The sequence below is a fragment of the Pseudomonas sp. GW821-FHT09E12 genome (assembly GCF_059416085.1).
On sequence record NZ_JBWKOM010000014.1, the window covers coordinates 75,401 to 93,109 of the forward strand.

Below are 17,709 nucleotides of genomic sequence, written 5' to 3' on the forward strand. Positions count from 1 at the left end.
GATGAATCCTGAAAAACCGATACGCCATGCCGCGGCATGACGTATCGGGAACCCGCGATACCTGGGTATCAGCGGGTGGTGCCGAGGGTTACTGGATGATTCCCAGGTTCATGCCGGAAAGCGGTACCTGGGCAGCCTCGCCCAGTGCCGAGTTGTATTTCATCTCGCCATAGTTGACGCCGACCAGGCCGCCGTAAGTCTGGTAGCTCGGGTAATTGGCGTTGATCTTGCCACTGGCCACCGATTGACGAACTTTGCCCATGTTCAGCCCCACCAGGCCGCCGAGCCTTGTGTAGTAACCGCCGCTCACCGAGCCCAGGGCCAGGGAGTTGGAGATCTGGCCATGGTTCTGCCCCACCAACCCACCGATGTTACTGTCCCGATCACCGTAGACAGTGCCCTTGGCCGTAGCGGTTTCGATAGTCGAGCCCAGGGTGCGACCGTTGGTACCCACCAGGCCACCCACGAAGCTGTTGCTCCCGGCCCGGACTTCACCACTGGCTTCGACCGAACTCAGGTCACCGTCGTTGTTGCCGATCAACCCGCCGACATTGCTGTTGCTGCCTGCCACGACCTTGCCGCGGGCCACGACGTGGCTGACAGTACCGCCGTAGTTGCTGCCGATCAGCCCGCCGGTATTGCTGTTGGCGCCCGCGGTGACATTGGCCAAGACCTCGGCGGTGTCTATTTTGCCGTAGAAGTTCTGGCCGACCAGGCCACCGACATTAGTGCCCGAAGTGTCGTAGACCGTACCGCTGGTCTTGACGTCGTTCAGCGTGCTGTTCTGGTTGTAACCGATCAGCCCGCCTGCCGAGGCACTGCCGTAACCGTTGACCTTACCGCTGAAGCTGGACTCTCTGACCGCACTGTTGGTGTTGAACCCGATCAGGCCGCCAATGTTGCTGGCGCTGTGACCCTGCACCGTTGCCGAGGAGCTGGACCGCTCGACCGTGCCTGCCTGGTTGTAACCGATCAGCCCGCCTATATTCGTACCCACATAACTGTACGAGTAGTTACCGACTGAACCGCTGCTGGAAGAGTCGGCGATATAACCGCCCCTGTTGGTACCGACCAGGCCGCCCGCACCACCAGCGAAGTTGCGCGCCAGGTACCCGCCGATGGCGACATTCGCCAAACTGTTGGTAATACTCGCGGAACCCGCACCCCCTGAAACGTTTTCACCGACCAGGCCACCCACCGACGTGGTATAGCTGTTGCCATTCACGTAGGAGTTGCCCCCCACCGATGCGCGATCGATCGCACCGCCAGCATTGAGCCCGACCAAACCACCCACGACGTTGGTGTTCGAGGCGTTGGCGTTGACGCGCAGGCCAGTGGCGCTGACGTTGGTCAGGGTCCCGGTGTTCACCCCCACCAGGCCGCCGATATAGCTGAAGCCCACTCCGGAGGTAGTGCCATTGACGGTCATGTTGGCCAGTTTCAGGTTACTGATACTGCCCGAGTTGCCGGCGAACAGACCAACCATAGGCCCGGTATTGGTCACCGTGAAACCGCTGACGGTATTGCCCAGGCCATCGAAGACGCCAGAGAAGGTGCCATTGCCACCAATGGACTTGAAGTTGCCGTACCCCTTGATGTCGGTCCCCAGGACATACAAGCCATTGAGGTTGTTATTGACCGCCTGCAACTGGGCGGTGTTTTGAATGACATCGTAAAGCGCGCCGTTCGAATCGAACGAGGCCCCGGTACCGGACAGAGTGACCTTCGCGTCCTGCCCCAGGGCATAGCCGCTGCCATGGTTCATCCCGAGGCTGGCATTGGCACCACTGAGGGTCACGTTGCCGTTGAGCCGGATGGCTTTATCAGCATTCATCTCGACCCGGGCCTTGATACCGGTGCTGGCCAGTCCGCCATTGACCTCAATGTCGCGCTTGGAAGACAGCTTCAGCTGATTGCCACTGTTCCAGGTGACGGGACCACCCACCACCACATCGCCGGCACTGCTGGCCAGTTCGATATTGGTGGTCGCCAGGTTGTTCGACAAGGTATCGGCGTAGGCGGTGTCGCTGCCCGATGCCGCTGTCGGATTGACCTTGACCTCGCGCGAGGTGATCTTCCAACTGCCGGTCTGGCCGTTGCTGGCCTGGGTATTGACCCGGGTCGCCAGTTGCACCTCGGTATTCGCGCCTTTGGTCTCGATCACACCGCCGTTACCCACGGCGCCGATGGCACTGGCGGTCATCGCCCCGCCTACCAGCACCTTGCCCATATCGCCGCCATCGAGGGTGATCTTGCCGGCTGTGCCACGCAGGGTATTGGCCTCGATGGTGCCCTGGTTGTTGACCACAGTCCGCAACATGTCGCCGGCACTCTTGGCGGTCATCAGCACCTGGCCGCCGTCAGCCTTGAGCAGGCCACCGTTTTTCACCAGGGCATCCACTGCGGCACCATCGACTTGCAGGTTGAGCAGGTTGTTGCCGTCGAAGTTCACGGTGAACTTGTCCCCCGCCCCCAGTACCACCCGCCCCATTTGCGCCTGGATCACCCCATCGTTGCGAACGTTGGTCCCCAGCAGCGCCACGTTGCCGCCCTGGTCGGCAATGATGTCGCCGTTGTTGATGATCTCCGCCGACGAGTTGCCCGAGAAATTGTATTTGCCGGCCTTGAAGTCATCGTCGCTGATGCTTCGGGTCGAAGCCACCAGACCACCCACGTTGACCTGGGCGCCCTGGCCGAACACTACGCCGTTGGGGTTGACCAGAAACACCTGGCCATTGGCATTGATCCGGCCCTGGATGTTACTGGCATTGGTTCCGATGACGCGGTTCAGCGCAACCGAGCTTTTACCGGGCTGGTTGAAGGTAACCCTCTCGCCCTTTGCGACGCTGAAGTCGTTCCAGTTGGTGATCAGCTTGTCGGTATGCTGGTTGATCGACATTTCCTTGTTATTGTCGAAGACCAGAATATCGCCCGTACCGTGCACCACGGTTCCCCCCGTCGGCAGGGCGAATGCCGAGGACATGGCGCCCGCTCCCAGCAGGCTGACAGCCGCCACGACCATCCCCTTGCGCGCACCCGACTTGCGCCGGCGACGTGCCCCTTCATGAGCCACATTCCAGCATGCCAGGGCCTGGTTCCAAACCAGTGCATACATTTTGTTCACGGTAACGCCCTCTTCACTAAAGAACGTTCTGCAAACCATTTGCAGAACGACACCACTCCTGCTACGAGCAGGTACTAGAAATATTGCGTCGCGTTCATCCAGACCTGGGGGCGGCGCTCCGGCTTGTCCCGGATCTTGCCGTTGTCATGCAGCGGCCAGGCGAGCGTCAGGTTGACTTGCTGCGAAGGCCCCGCCCAGCTGGCACCGATACCAGTCGCCGTGATCCGGCGGGTATTGTTTTCGGAGGTCCAGGGTTGGCGGTTGACCTTGACCGTGCCCGTGTCGGCGAAAGCGCTGAGCTGCCAGCGTGGGGCCAGGGCGTAGCGCAGTTCGGTACTGGCCTGCCAGCCCTGGTCGCCGCTGCCGGCACCCAATGGATAGCCACGCACACCGTAGGGACCGCCAAGGCCGAGCTTTTCCGAGCTGTCCAGGTTGCTGTTGGTCCATTGCGCACTCAGCCGGGTATAGAGCTGGAAGCGGTCGCTCAGGCGCTGCAGGCGCGCAGCATTGAGATTGAGCTTGGCGAACCCGCCCGAAGTACCCGCGGTACGCCTGTCCCCGACCTCTTTCTCGCGGTCGCCGAAACGCAGGCGTCCGCTGCCGTAGGACAGATCGAAGAAGTTCTGGCCTCCCCCGAAAACGCGATCGTGGCCGTTGCCATTGAGGCTCAGGGTCCACAGGCCGATCCGTTTGCGGTTGCTGTCCTCGTAGAGGTCGATGTCGTCGCGCAGTCGTTTGTCTTCGTATTGCAGTTGCGCAGTGAGGTCGAAGGTGCGGCTGCGCACCAGCGGCTGGGCGACGAAGAGACTGCGGAAGCTGGCGGTACCGTGGTAGTCGAGGACCTCGAAGTCCCGGCCCACGTGGTAGCTCATTTGCGAGTACGCACCGCCGACGCGGGTCGACCAGGGACCGACCGGTAACTGGTAGGCCGCACGGTAATAACGCTGCGACTCGTCGCTGCGCATCGCCCGCAGGCTGAGCTGGTCGCCGAGGCGCAAGGGGTTGTTGAGGTTGAGGCTGCCGCCCAGGCGGTATTCGCCGGTGTAGTAGCCACCGAAGTTGTCCGCCTCCAGGGTGCCGTTCAGCAGCGGCCCGGGCTCGGCGTCGATCACCAGGTCGGTGGTCCCGTACTCCTGGCCAGGACGCAAGGTGCCGCGGGCCTGGACCCCGGGCAGGTCGCTCAACAGCAAGAGGCTGCGCTCCAGGTCCGCGTCGTATACCGCCTCGCCGCTGTTCAGCGCCGACAACGGCGCATGCACCACCTGATCCAGGGCGCGCGAACGGTTCTGCACTTCGATGCGTCCGTAACGCCCCTCCACCACGGCGATCCGCACCAGGCCGTTTTCAATGTCCTGGGGCGGCAGGAAAGCGCGGGCCAGTACATAACCCCGCTTCTGGTAGTAGTCGGTAATACACTGCGCGGCTGCGCGCAAACCGTTCAGGTCCAGCTCCTGGCCCTGCAGGTCGGCCAGCAGCGGCTGCAGGCGCTCGGTGGCGAAAACCTGGTTGCCCTCGATGGCAAACGCCTGGACCTGCACCCGGATCCCAGAGGTGTCCGGGGCTGTTGGCGCGGTGGGTGTCTCGGCCTTGGGCAGATCCAACTCCAGCTCCGAAGGGACTGGCTGGACCGGCTGGACCGACTCGATGTCACGCATCGCCTGACCGGCGTTAGGTACCTGCAAGGCCAAGGCGATATCGGGCACCGCCAGGGGCAGCAGCGCCGCCAGCACGAAACACGACCCACGCCGCCCCAGACTCATGCCCACCGGTCGCGCACCCTCGGGCGCTCGACCGCAACCGCATGACGATGCACTCGCCGCGAATCTGTCCATCGCAAAACTACTGTTGTAACCGCGCACTTCCACTCAGCGTCTCCCCGCTGTCTATCGCCACCTGGTAACGAACGACCGTCGCATTGGCGACGGCTGCCTTTTTTGTTGCGGGCAGGGCGATACGTGTCGTGCCGAAAGGCTCGAGCGTGATCCCCTGCCAACTGATCGATTGAGCCCCGCTGCCCAGTTCCAACTGCGGGATGGACACGTAGTAAGGCGCCCGGCTGGTGGCCAGCAACGCCATCTGCCCGTCCGCTCCGGGTGCCTTGTCGAGGCTCCAGACCACTTGCCCGATTGCCTCGTCCGCCTTGCCGGCAAGGCCCGAAGGGCGGTACAGCAGCTTCATGCGCATGCGATAGGCCAGGCGCAGCACATTGCTGTCGCTGGTCGTCACCGGTGGCACTTCAAGGAAGTTGATCCAGAACACCGACTCGCGATCGCCGGGCAAGGGTTCGCCGGTGTAACGCACCACCAGGGCGCTACGCTGTTGCGGGTCAAGCCGTGAAATAGGCGGCGACAGTACGAACGGCACCGTCAAACGACTCGGGTCGGCGCGCGTATCCCCCCGGTCCAGCCAGGCTTGCAGGAGGATCGGCGCATCGCCGGTGTTGCCGACCCTGACCGTCAACGCCGGGGTATTGCCCGGGTAAATGAAGCGTGTACCGGTAATGGCCAGCGCCGCCTGGACGTCGGCGCAAAGCGACATCAGCAGCCAGGCCGCCATCAGGCCCTCACAGATTCGCCGAGCCATGGCCGAGGGGCAGCACCAGCCGCCTGCCTGTCGCATCAGCCGTTCCTCGCCTGAGCGGGCGCGCCGGCAGTGTCGGGAGGCAGCGGTCGGCATGGCAGGTCGAACACCTCATAGCCCTTCGCCTCAGCCGCCTTGGCAGACGCTGCATCGCGTTTGGACAAGCGGTAGTCGATCAGGCATTGCTGCCCAGGCTGATCACCCCATTCGACGCGGATCGAGCCCTGGTCCTTTTCGCTGCGCAGCACCAGGCGACTGCCCTGGCCGACCGCGCCCATTTCCACCCCGCTCTCGGCGTCGGTCGCGCTCGCGGCAAACGGCAGGAGCGCGCCATTGGGTTGCAGGCTGTTGATCAGGAAAGAGCGCGCCTTGCGGGTCGGGTAAGACAGCATCACCACGGCTCCCGCCACCGGCGCGGTGTTGCGCGAACTGACCTGCAGCTCGACGTCGTCGGGCATGCCTTGCGGGTCGATATCCACGGTATTGAGCTGGAAAGGCGTGAGGCTGGGCACCACCGCGTAACCGCTGCCATTCACCCGCGCGCCGCTGTAGCCGACACCTGCGCCCTTGGCATGAGGCGCGTAGACCAGGCCGCTGGTCTCGCTCAGGGTCTGGGCAAACGTCAGGCCGCCGGGGTGCAGGATCATGCCGCCGGACGCACCGATGGAGCCCTGGCGGTAATCGCTGCCCTGGGAAAAACTGGAACTTAAGGCCACCTGGGGCAAGGAATAATTGAGACTAGCGTTGTGGCTGGTTTCCCGTTGCTTGTCATCACGGGAAACGGACACGGCATAGGATGCTTTGCCCGCGTCGTCCACTGTCCCGGAAACGCCGCTGGTCAGATGAGTTCCCGTGCTCTGGTCGTGACTGACGAAGTTATTGAGCACCGTTGCGCCCCGGGTCTCACGGCCCAGCGGGATCGTAAGGGTCAAACTCAAGGTCGTATTGCTACTGACTGCCCGACGCCCTGAATACCGGTTCTGACCCAGCGTGCGCTGTACGGCGAAGGAATAGCTATTGCCCCGCCACTGATTGCTGTAACCCGTGGAAAAGCTCAGGGCCTTGCCTTGTCTGTTCCAATAATTGAGCGCCGAACCACTGGCATAGAAATGCCCGCCAGTGGCCTTCAACTGCTGACTGATATTCACATCCAGCCGGTCACGCATTCGGGAGAAGGCTTCCACCCGTTCGCCGCTCCCGACGAAGTCCTGCAACGCGACCGCGTCATGCAGTCCCAAATAACCACGGGTCGAGTAGCGATAAGCCAGTAACGAGAAGTTGGTACCGCTATTGGGCAGGTTCTTGCTATAGGACAGACGCAGGCTCGTCCCCTTCAGACGGCCCCTTCTGGGCACGTTGGTTTTGGCCTGGGTCACATCGAAAGCAAAGCCCCCCACATCGGTATTGAGCGCACTCCCCATCAGCACCGACATATAACTGCCCGTGACAGCACTGCCGATGTACCCGGTAATGTCGTTATCCAGACCGTGCTGGGCTGTCCCTTGCAGCACATACTGGTTATTGCCACGCAGTCCAGGATCGATGATCTGGCCGGCGGTGAAGCCATATCGGGAGTTTCCAGGACGCAGTAACTGAACAGTCGTGGCAAAGGGCACGATGAAGCTGCTGCTCTTCCCGTTAGCCTCGGTCACGGTGACGCTCAGGTCGCCACCGAAGCTGGCGGCCTGCAGATCGCTGATCTCGAATGGCCCTGGCGCCACCGAGGTTTCGGAGATCAGATAACCGCGCTGATAGACCGACACCTTGGCGTTCGAACTGGCTGTACCGCGCACCACAGGTGCGTAATAACGATCAGTGTCAGGAAGCATCCGATCGTCACTGGACAACTGCACACCACGGAACGACACCGAGTCGAACAGATCCGCATCGGTGGCGCTCTCTCCCACCAGCAGCTGCGAGCGCCAGCCTGGCAGCTCGGTCTGGGCATAAACTTGCCCGCGCTGATAATGGCCACCCGTTTGCGGCGACCAGGTCAGGGTGCCGTTATGCCGCAAGCGCACCGAGCCGGCATTGACCCCCATGTTCAGCCCGGCATAACCATTGGTCATGGTGCGGCCGCTGTTTTGCACGCTGAACAGGTTAGTGTTGTAGTTGAGTAGCCCCGCGGAAACGCCATGATCCCAATTGGCCGGATCGACGTAGGTTTTCGACAGGTTCTTCTGCAGGAAATATTGTGGGACCGAAAGATCGATCGTCAGCTCCTTGAGATCGATTTTTGTGGTGAGACCCGGAATGTAGCGAGCCAGGTCGGCGCAATAGGTGCCCTCCGGCATGCTTTCTGCGGAAGGTTGCGCCGAAGCCGCCTTGTCCAGATCGATACCAGCGCGGACCAGCAACGAACGCTCATAACAAGGCTGGCCGCCTTGCGGCCCATGCGTGTCGCGAAACTCGATGTTCTGCGTGGCACGCCACTGACCATTTACCAGCAGGTCGATACGGTAATTGCCCGGAATGAGAAAGCCCTGGCGCTCAAAGCGGCTGGTATCGATGGGGGCACCTTCGGTCTGAAACAACATCTGCGAATCGAATACCACGCCCTGCCCCGCGGACTCGGCAGTGGAAGTTTCAGCCCATGTTTCAGTCGTCATGACAATAGCCGCCGTAGAAACAAGACATAGAAAAAACCGACCTGAGCTCAAACCGTACGAAACTAACGCACAAGCAAAAACAACCAGATAACTACGCTGGACGTTCAACATATTCGATACCGGCATGCAGCCAGGTCATAGAAATGACAGAACTGCAGGGTGAGAAAAGTTACAGGGACAACGGTTTTTCAAGTACGCGCCGCCCACCGAAGTCATTAATGACCTCGTAATGAACAGAGGCTTTTCGATAAGCCTGAGGAGCCTGTTCGGGCAATGAAAAAAAACCACTACTGAAAGGCGCGATCATTTCATCTTTAACTGCAATCCGTCGCCCATCCAGAGTAACTTCGACCTTGCCGAAAGAAACGTAATACGCCGTCGGATTGCTTACCTGAATCCCCAGGCGATGCCCGACTTTGCCTTTTCCATCCGAAGGACTGGCTTGCTTGAATTGCCAATCAAGCTTGTTCGCCACCAAGTCCACATCCGACTTCAAGTTCTTGGGTCTAAAGAACACTTTGATTCTAGTTCTGAACGTAAATTGCAAGACATTTTCATCGACTTCCTTGCGCGGAGGCGTTTCCAGCACATTGAGCCAGAACAAGGACTCCCGATCTTCTGCAAGTTTTTCACCCGTATAGGAAACACGCAGTGAAGCCGAACTACCCGGATCCAGACGGATCACCGCAGGGGACAGCAAAAATGGAACCTTTATTTCCTCGGGGCCTTTAGTTGAATCGCCATCATCAATCCAACTTTGGGCCAATGCAGCAGAGGCACCGGTATTGTTCATTTTTATAGTAACTTCACGAGCATCCGACGGATAAACCAGCCGAGTGCCCTGGATGACTACCGACGCCTGCACGATTCCAGAACATACGCCCAAGAACATGACGCCGAGAACGAAAGAAGAAAAAATACGCGCTTTCGGCGTCATGACCCACTCCTCGGGCGCTGGCCTTTACTTATACGACAGGGTGTATCGAACGAAGGAGTTACCCGAACCCGCGCCAACGCTAGCAGCGGTCGCGACATAGTTCGCCTTGAACTTCAGGGTTGCCGTGTTGCCTGCAACGGTGGCGACCTGTGGCGTGGCCTCCGACATACCGAGTGGGACTTTCGTGCCAGCAGCGACATTGTCGTTGTACACCTGAATCTGCACGCCGGTAGCAGGCGCGGCGCCGATCAGCTTGAGGTTTCCGGTCGCCGCGTCGACGTTGCCCACCTGGTCAAAATCAACGACGACCTTGGTTCCATTGGAACAATCCGCGCCGGACAGCACCAATTGGAAGCCCTTGAACGGAGAAGCATCGCCAATGGCCTTGAAGATCGAAGGAGAGATGCGCCCCAGTTCCACGTTGGTGACGTTGTCTTCACCCGGGGCCTTGCCGTTGATATTGCAAGTCACGTCAGTGATGCTGCCAGAGAAGTTAACCACGCCATCAGTGGCATGAGATAACGAAGGAACAAGTGCGGCAAGCATCAAGCTGGAAGTTGCCAGGGATAGTAAAGATGTTCGTTTCATGTGATTTCCTTGTTCACGTTGATCGGCAAAAGAAGTGCAATCTATTTGATCGTCCTCCCGGTTCAGCCATGACCAAATCACGCCAGCCATAGCAGCCCTAGCCTCTCTCATTCAAAGTCTAAGTCGATTGGTCGACAACAATAGCAAGCCCCCTTGGCAGCCCATGAAGGACACCCAAAGGAAGCCGTAGCTTACCGATCAACCTTCGAATTTGAATTGAGAGACGGCCGAAGCACCCATCAGAAATATCTTAATAAACCGCCCATTGATTTCGTCTTTACTTATGAGGCAAGACTGTGTACTTCTTCAACGCATTGCGTTCAGCTGAACTCTGCCAAGTGCTCGCATCACAGTAGCCTGAGTCAGGCTAACTAACTAATCAATAAAAATGAAAGGAGTCTACCCCGCCGGCCTGCGCAGTGAGCGCCGACAAAAGGCCCAACCTCAATGAGAAGAATTGAATATAGAGAGTAAAAATATAAAACCTACACGCATAATCAATATAGAGAGAGCACACTATGGGATCCATAGTAATAGTCGACGACCACCCCCTGGTCAGAGTCGCATTGAAAGTCATTCTTGAGCGTAACGGTCACAATATCGCCGCCGAGGCAGACAATGGCGTCGATGCCATTCAAGTCGTTCGCATACATAAACCGGACCTGGTGATACTTGACCTCGATCTACCGCAACTGGACGGGTTATCGGTACTCACTCACTTCAAGGCAAATAACTTCCTGGTAAAAACGCTGATATTGACTTCCAGTGACTCAAAGAATTTTGCCGTACGTTGCTTGCATGGAGGCGCAGCAGGTTTCATTTGCAAGGACGAAGCGCTGGATGAGGTCGGAGATGCAGTAAAGGCACTGTTATCGGGGCATACCTATTTCCCTGAAAGTTCTCTGCTCCTGTTGCAGGAAAGCATTCACACCAACCAGATGCAAAGTATTGCCGCTTCCCAGCTGACCAACAGGGAAATCACCACATTAAGGTTATTGGCACAGGGTCTTAACAATAGGGAGATTGCAGCGACTCTGCTTATCAGTCATAAAACAGTCAGCACTTACAAAGTAAGACTCTTGAAGAAATTCAACACCACCAACCTTCTGTCCCTGATTGAAATAGCCAGGCAGAAAGGAATCATATAGGCCTCTTGCGAAACCCAGCAGCGCATGGACATCTGTCCGTTTCAGAATCGGCGTCTTATCGGTTTTGCGACGGGACATCGAGTACTACTCCCTTAGAGCAGCAGAGGAATCAGCGCTCACGAGGCAGTTCTCTCAGATTGATTGGCCCATCATCCTGTATGGCTACAAGACAGATGTCCTTGAGGTTGAGCAACGCCTGCTCGACCAACTGCACCCTTTCCAACAGCACCGGCCAACTCCCCGCGAGACTGACGTCCCTCAACTGCTGGCAGCTGGAAATCAGCGGCTGGTACTTCAACACACAAGCTGCACCCGCCATCTTGTGGCACAGCCTGGCAATGGCCTGCCGATCGTTTTGTGCGCAGTACGCCCGCAACAACTCGAGGTCTTTGATCTGGTAGGTCCTTACGTCGTCTATGAGCCGTCGTGCGATTTGTTCATTGTCGCCAGCAAGGTCCATGAGCCTGCCAAGCACCTCTAGCAACGACACGGCGGAACCGACCCGGATAGCCTGAAGCACCTCGTCATCCGCGCTCACGCCCGCGTTGAAACCTGCCGCCTCCGGCGTTGCACCGGCCTGTACATCCTGCCTATTCATATCCGCCTCCCTGCCTCACCTGAATATGCCACGGTGCATTCACCGAATACGGGTCAGGCTAGGCAAAACTCCTTGAAGCGAATATCAGACATTTCTCAAAGCGCGGGACAGGCAACTTTGTTCAGGGGCGCCACGCCCCAGGCATCGAAATCCGGACAGCCTGAAAAATCCCGACAGGAAAATGCTCTGGAGTTTTTTTAATAACTGACACTGCAGTTTGCCGCTGCCCAGCACTGGCAGACGCAGCCAGCCCTTGCCACATAAGGGTTTCAGCTCATTGAGCCGCATCAGTGCCGGGTGCTTGCGAGCATTTCGCCAAAAACACATCGACATAATATTGACACCAAAACATCCGCCCGTCGGAATATTGGCACTTCGTACTGTTACTCCCGGTTAACACCTTTACAAGGCCTGACCCCACAACTAAACAACTATCAAACTGATATCAGGAAAGGCCGTATCCCTGAATCAAAACGACCCCAAGACACGGCTTCATCCAGCCATTACTTCAGGAGTCCCTTTCATATGGGTGCTCTCAGGCTATTGCGCACCATGCGCAGCGCAGCCCCGGGCTTGGGCCCATGTTCGCCCAACCGCGCCTGCGATTCGCTTCTCAAGCACGGCGAACTTCTTCACCAGCACGCCATCTGCGTCCCTCTTCCGGCAGGCCCAGGCGGCCGACGATGTCCGGGATCAGCTCGCACCGTTCCTTGACACCCTGAGCGGTACAAGCACGGGACTTCGTCCTGTCAACAGGACCTGGCAATTCTAAAAAAAGCATTTTCGGGAGAAAGACATGGCTACCACCACAACGACCAGCGGCGGCACCACAACCTCGTTTTCCAATACACCGCAGGCGCAGGACGACATTTTCACTACCGGCGTCATTGGCACGAGCAGCGCAAGCATCACTGAAGACCTGCTGGGAGTCGTGTATCTGGACATCATGTCCAATGACCTGGGCGGCAATGCAAAGACACTCTGGTCACTCGATAACGCAACCAGCCTTTCTACTGCCACCAAGGTTTATGCTCCGGCCGATCTCCTGGTCCAGGACACGAGCAGAGTTGAGGCGACGAGTTCCGACACCAGCTTCAATGGTGCAAAAATCTGGATTACGTCCGATGGAAAAGTCGGCTACGACGCCGCGACCTTATCGACTGCTTTCAAGGCGCAACTTCAGGCGCTTGCTGCCGGAGCATCCCTGACAGACAGCTTTACGTATGCGATTCGTCTCGGCAATGGCACGCTCAGCTGGGCCACCGCGCAGGTGCAGTTTGCAGGTGCGAATGACAGCGTAACGATGAGCCTTGGCGCCCAGGCCGGTACCGTAACCGAAGATGCGGCCACGACACCTAGCCCGACCGACTCGCACGGCGCGACGGGCACGATTGCGTTTAACGATGTCGATCTGAGCGACACGCATACCGCCTCTTTCGTGGCGGCGCCAGGCAATGCCACAGCGCTGGGCAACTTCGTCCTCGCTTCGGTGACTGAAGCCGCCAATGCGGCCAACGGCACCGTCAACTGGACTTATACCTTGAATAACGCGGCAGCCCAGTCCTTGGCCCAGGGGCAGACAGCCAGCGAAACTTATGTGGTCACCATCAGTGACGGGCATGGCTCGTCGACAACGCAGAATGTGATCATCACCATCACCGGCACCAACGACCAGGTGCAGATCACCAGCGGCGTGCAGGTCGGAGATGCCAAGGAAGACAGCGGCGACTACGCTGCCAGCGGCAACATCACCTTTACCGACGCCGACCTGATCGACACCCACAGCGTTACCGTCACGCCGGGTGCTTCGGGCTACCTGGGCAGCTTCACTACAGACCCGCTGAACGACAGCACCGGCACGGGCAGCGGCTCGCTGGGCTGGCACTTCGCGGTAGACAACGCCGCCCTGCAGTTCCTGGGTGAAGGCCAGACCCTCACCCAGACCTATAACGTGGCGATCGGCGACGGCGCGGTGCAAACCGTGACCATTACGATCACCGGCACCAACGACCGGCCGACGCTGACGATTGCCGACACTGCCGGCGCCATGAGCGAAGGCAACGCTGCGGCCACACTGAGCGACAGCGGCGCCCTGAGCTTTGCCGACCTGGACAACATCGACGCGGTGACGGTGTCGCACACCGCCAACGGCAACATCGCCTGGAGTGGCGGCACGCTCAACGCGGGCGTGGCTTCGGCGCTGGTGGCCGGCTTCTCGGTCGATCAGAACAGCTGGGACTACAGCAGCAACCAGAACCTCGACTTCCTCGGCGCGGGTGAAACCATCACCTTCTCGTACACGGTGGTCGCCACCGATGACAGCGGCGCGGCAAACGCGACCTCGGCGACGCAGACCGTCAGCATCACCATTACCGGCAGTAACGACGCCCCGGTGCTCAATTTCGCAACGGGCAATGATCTCGGCGCCGTGCAGGAAGACACCGCCCTCAGCGTCAGCGGCCAGTTCAGTTCGGCCGATATCGACCACGATGCTACGGCCACCTGGAGCATCGTCGGAACAAACACCGGCACCTACGGTTCGATCGCCGTGGACAGCACCGGCCAGTGGACCTACACCCTGGCCAACGGCACCGATGGTGTTGCCAGTGCAGTGCAGTCGCTGAAGGCGGGCGAGAGTCATGATGAGGTGTTCAGCGTGCAGGTCAGCGATGGCCTGGGCGGCGTGGATACCCAACTGGTAACCATTACCGTCATCGGGAGCAACGACGCGCCGGTACTCAATTTCGCCACTGGCAACGATGTCGGCACAGTGAAGGAAGACACCACCCTTAGCGTCAGCGGCCAGTTCAGCTCGACCGATATCGACCACGCAGCCACGGCCACCTGGAGCATTGCCGGGTCAAACACCGGCACCTACGGCTCGATTACCGTGGACGGCACCGGCCAGTGGACTTACACCCTGGCCAACGGCACCGATGGCGTTGCCAGTGCAGCGCAGTCGCTGAAGGTGGGCGAAAGTCACAACGAGGTGTTCAGCGTGCAGGTCAGCGATAGCCTGGGCGGCGTCGACACCCAACTCGTGACCATTACTGTCACCGGTAGCAACGACGCGCCGGTACTCAGCTTTGCACCAGGTAATGATGTCGGTGCTGTGCAGGAAGACTCCACCCTCAGCGTCAGCGGCCAGTTCAGCTCGGCCGATATCGATCACGCTGCCACCGCCACCTGGAGCATTGCCGGGTCAAATACCGGCAGCTACGGTTCAATCGTCGTGGACGGCAGCGGCCAGTGGACTTACACCCTGGCCAACGGCACTGATGGCGTTGCCAGTGCGGTACAGTCACTGAAGGCGGGCGAAAGTCATGATGAGGTGTTCAGCGTGCAGGTCAGCGATGGCCTAGGTGGCGTCGATACCCAGCAGGTGACCGTTACTGTCACCGGCAGCAACGACGCACCCGTGCTCAGCTTTGCACCAGGTAATGATGTCGGTGCTGTGCAGGAAGACTCCACCCTCAGCGTCAGCGGCCAATTCAGTTCGACCGACATTGACCACGATGCCGCGGCCACCTGGAGCATCAATGGCTCGCCAACTGGCACCTACGGTTCAATCGCCGTGGACGGCAGCGGCCAGTGGACCTACACCCTGGCCAGCGGCACCGATGGCGTTGCCAGTGCCGTGCAATCGCTGAAGGCAGGCGAGAGTCACGACGAAGTGTTCAGTGTGCAAGTCAGTGATGGCCTCGGCGGTGTGGATACCCAACTGGTGACTGTCACTGTCACTGGCAGCAACGACGCACCGGTGCTCAATTTCGCGCTAGGCAATGATGTCGGCACCGCGCAGGAGGACACCACCCTCAGCGTCAGCGGTCAGTTCAGCTCGACCGACATCGACCACAATGCCACCGCCACCTGGAGCATCGTCGGAGCAAATACCGGCGCCTTCGGTTCGATCGCCGTCGACAGTACCGGCCAATGGACCTACACCCTGGCCAACGGTAGCGATGGTGTTGCCAGTGCGGTGCAATCGCTGAAGGCGGGCGAGAGCCATGACGAAGTGTTCAGCGTACAGGTCAGTGATGGCCTGGGTGGCGTGGATACCCAGCAGGTGACCATTACCGTCACCGGCAGCAACGACCAACCAACCCTGACCATTGCCGACACCACCGGAACGATGAACGAAGGTGATGGCACTGCCACACTGAGCGACAGCGGCGCCCTGAACTTTGCCGATGTGGACAATACCGACACGGTGACGGTGTCGCACACTGCCAACGGCGACATCGCCTGGAGTGGCGGCATACTCAATGCGAGCGTGGCTTCGGCACTGGTCGCCGGTTTTTCGGTCGATCAGAACAGTTGGGACTACAGCAGCAGCCAGAACCTCGACTTCCTCGGCGCCGGTGAAACCATCACCTTCTCGTACACGGTGGTTGCCACCGATGACAGCGGCACGGCTAACGCTGCATCGGCAACACAGACCGTGACCATCACCCTCACCGGTACCAACGACCAACCAACCCTGACGATTGCCGACACCACCGGAGCGATGAATGAAGGTGATGGCACTGCCACACTGAGCGACAGCGACGCCCTGAGCTTTGCCGACCTGGACAACATCGACGTGGTGACTGTGTCGCACACCGCCAACGGTGACATCGCCTGGAGCGGTGGCACACTCAATGCGGGCGTGGCTTCGGCACTGGTGGCCGGCTTCTCGGTCGATCAGAACAGCTGGGACTACAGCAGCAGCCAGAACCTCGATTTCCTCGGCGCCGGTGAAACCATCACCTTCTCGTACACGGTGGTCGCCACCGACAACAGCGGCGCGGCTAACGCGGCTTCGGCGACGCAGACGGTCAGCATCACCATTACCGGCAGCAATGACGCACCGGTGCTCAATTTCGCCACCGGCAACGATGTCGGCGCCGTGAAGGAAGACACCACCCTCAGCGTCAGTGGTCAGTTCAGCTCGGCCGACATCGACCACGATGCCACCGCCACCTGGACCATCAATGGCTCGCCAACTGGATCCTACGGCTCGATTGCCGTGGACAGCAGCGGCCAATGGATCTACACCTTGGCCAACGGTAGCGATGGCGTTGCCAGTGCCGTGCAGTCGCTGAAGGCCGGCGAAAGTCATGACGAAGTGTTCAGTGTGCAAGTCAGTGATGGCCTCGGCGGCGTCGACACTCAGGTGGTGACCGTTACTGTCACCGGTAGCAATGACGCGCCGGTACTCAGCTTCGCCAGCGGCAATGATGCCGGCACCGTGCAGGAAGACACCACCCTCAGTGTCAGCGGCCAGTTCAGCTCGGCCGATATCGACCACGATGCTACGGCCACCTGGAGCATCGTCGGAACAAACACCGGCACCTACGGTTCGATCGCCGTGGACAGCACCGGCCAGTGGACCTACACCCTGGCCAACGGCACCGATGGTGTTGCCAGTGCCGTGCAGTCTCTGAAGGCCGGCGAAAGTCATGACGAAGTGTTCAGTGTGCAAGTCAGTGATGGCCTGGGCGGCGTCGACACCCAGCAGGTGACCGTTACCGTCACCGGCAGCAATGACGCGCCGGCGCTCAATTTCGCCAGCGGCAACGATGCCGGCACCGTGAAGGAAGACACCACCCTCAGCGTCAGCGGTCAGTTCAGCTCGACCGACATCGACCACGATGCCACGGCCACCTGGAGCATCAATGGCTCGCCAACTGGATCCTACGGCTCGATTGCCGTGGACAGCAGCGGCCAATGGATCTACACCTTGGCCAACGGTAGTGATGGTGTTGCCAGTGCCGTGCAATCGCTGAAGGCCGGAGAAAGTCATGACGAAGTGTTCAGCGTGCAGGTCAGCGATGGCCTCGGCGGCGTGGATACCCAACTGGTGACTGTCACTGTCACCGGTACCAATGACGCTGCCGTGCTTTCCTCGGCCAGCGTCACGCTGAGCGAAACCAATGCTCCGCTGACCACCGGCGGCAGCCTGACCGTCAGCGATATCGACAGCCCGGAAAGCTTCCAGGCGCAAATCGACACTGCCGGCAACTACGGCCAATTCTCCATCGGCACCGGCGGTGCCTGGACCTACATCGCCGACTCCGCCCACAACGAGTTCGCCGCAGGTACCACCTACACCGACACCTTCGCGGTGAGCAGTGCCGATGGCA

General features: G+C 59.6%; 9 protein-coding genes. 2 read left to right on the forward strand and 7 right to left on the reverse strand.

Annotation, left to right across the window (positions count from 1 at the left end; translation table 11 throughout):
- Positions 1-88: 88 nt before the first annotated feature.
- From AC07PQ_RS30265 to AC07PQ_RS30290, 6 genes are all read right to left on the reverse strand, one after another.
- Positions 89-3,124, reverse strand: coding sequence for a two-partner secretion domain-containing protein (locus AC07PQ_RS30265; protein ID WP_493186735.1), 3,036 nt, complete (start codon positions 3,122-3,124; stop codon positions 89-91).
- 74 nt (positions 3,125-3,198) lie between these two features.
- Positions 3,199-4,884, reverse strand: a complete 1,686-nt coding sequence (locus tag AC07PQ_RS30270; RefSeq protein ID WP_493186736.1) for a ShlB/FhaC/HecB family hemolysin secretion/activation protein — start codon at positions 4,882-4,884, stop codon at positions 3,199-3,201.
- A gap of 79 nt (positions 4,885-4,963) precedes the next feature.
- Positions 4,964-5,743, reverse strand: a complete 780-nt coding sequence (locus AC07PQ_RS30275; protein ID WP_052034493.1) for a fimbrial biogenesis chaperone — start codon at positions 5,741-5,743, stop codon at positions 4,964-4,966.
- Positions 5,743-8,313, reverse strand: a complete 2,571-nt coding sequence (locus AC07PQ_RS30280; protein ID WP_493186737.1) for a fimbria/pilus outer membrane usher protein — start codon at positions 8,311-8,313, stop codon at positions 5,743-5,745. The genes AC07PQ_RS30275 and AC07PQ_RS30280 overlap by 1 nt, the downstream gene beginning before the upstream one ends.
- A gap of 169 nt (positions 8,314-8,482) precedes the next feature.
- Entirely contained in the window at positions 8,483-9,250 is a 768-nt protein-coding gene (locus tag AC07PQ_RS30285) for a fimbrial biogenesis chaperone (protein WP_493186738.1), read from the reverse strand.
- Between the two features lie 24 nt (positions 9,251-9,274).
- Complete coding sequence (locus AC07PQ_RS30290) at positions 9,275-9,838, reverse strand: fimbrial protein (protein ID WP_007928840.1); 564 nt, start codon at positions 9,836-9,838, stop codon at positions 9,275-9,277.
- Positions 9,839-10,356: 518 nt separating this feature from the next.
- Here AC07PQ_RS30290 and AC07PQ_RS30295 point away from each other — a divergent pair.
- On the forward strand, positions 10,357-10,986 hold the full coding sequence (locus AC07PQ_RS30295) for a response regulator transcription factor (protein WP_007928839.1): 630 nt from the start codon (positions 10,357-10,359) through the stop codon (positions 10,984-10,986).
- A gap of 109 nt (positions 10,987-11,095) precedes the next feature.
- On the opposite strand, the gene AC07PQ_RS30300 is transcribed toward AC07PQ_RS30295, so the two are convergent.
- Entirely contained in the window at positions 11,096-11,584 is a 489-nt protein-coding gene (locus AC07PQ_RS30300) for an Hpt domain-containing protein (protein WP_493186739.1), read from the reverse strand.
- 796 nt (positions 11,585-12,380) lie between these two features.
- On the opposite strand from AC07PQ_RS30300, the gene AC07PQ_RS30305 reads away from it, so the two are divergent.
- Positions 12,381-17,709, forward strand: a 5,329-nt coding sequence (locus AC07PQ_RS30305) for a beta strand repeat-containing protein (RefSeq protein WP_495072398.1), incomplete at its 3' end; no start/stop codon positions are given.

Bases quoted from the DNA above. Each gene is read 5' to 3' on its own strand.
- AC07PQ_RS30270 (WP_493186736.1), bottom strand. From the start codon at position 4,884: ATGAGTCTGGGGCGGCGTGGGTCGTGTTTCGTGCTGGCGGCGCTGCTG.
- AC07PQ_RS30275 (WP_052034493.1), bottom strand. From the start codon at position 5,743: ATGCGACAGGCAGGCGGCTGGTGCTGCCCCTCGGCCATGGCTCGGCGA.
- AC07PQ_RS30280 (WP_493186737.1), bottom strand. From the start codon at position 8,313: ATGACGACTGAAACATGGGCTGAAACTTCCACTGCCGAGTCCGCGGGG.
- AC07PQ_RS30285 (WP_493186738.1), bottom strand. From the start codon at position 9,250: ATGACGCCGAAAGCGCGTATTTTTTCTTCTTTCGTTCTCGGCGTCATG.
- AC07PQ_RS30290 (WP_007928840.1), bottom strand. From the start codon at position 9,838: ATGAAACGAACATCTTTACTATCCCTGGCAACTTCCAGCTTGATGCTT.
- AC07PQ_RS30295 (WP_007928839.1), top strand. From the start codon at position 10,357: ATGGGATCCATAGTAATAGTCGACGACCACCCCCTGGTCAGAGTCGCA.
- AC07PQ_RS30300 (WP_493186739.1), bottom strand. From the start codon at position 11,584: ATGAATAGGCAGGATGTACAGGCCGGTGCAACGCCGGAGGCGGCAGGT.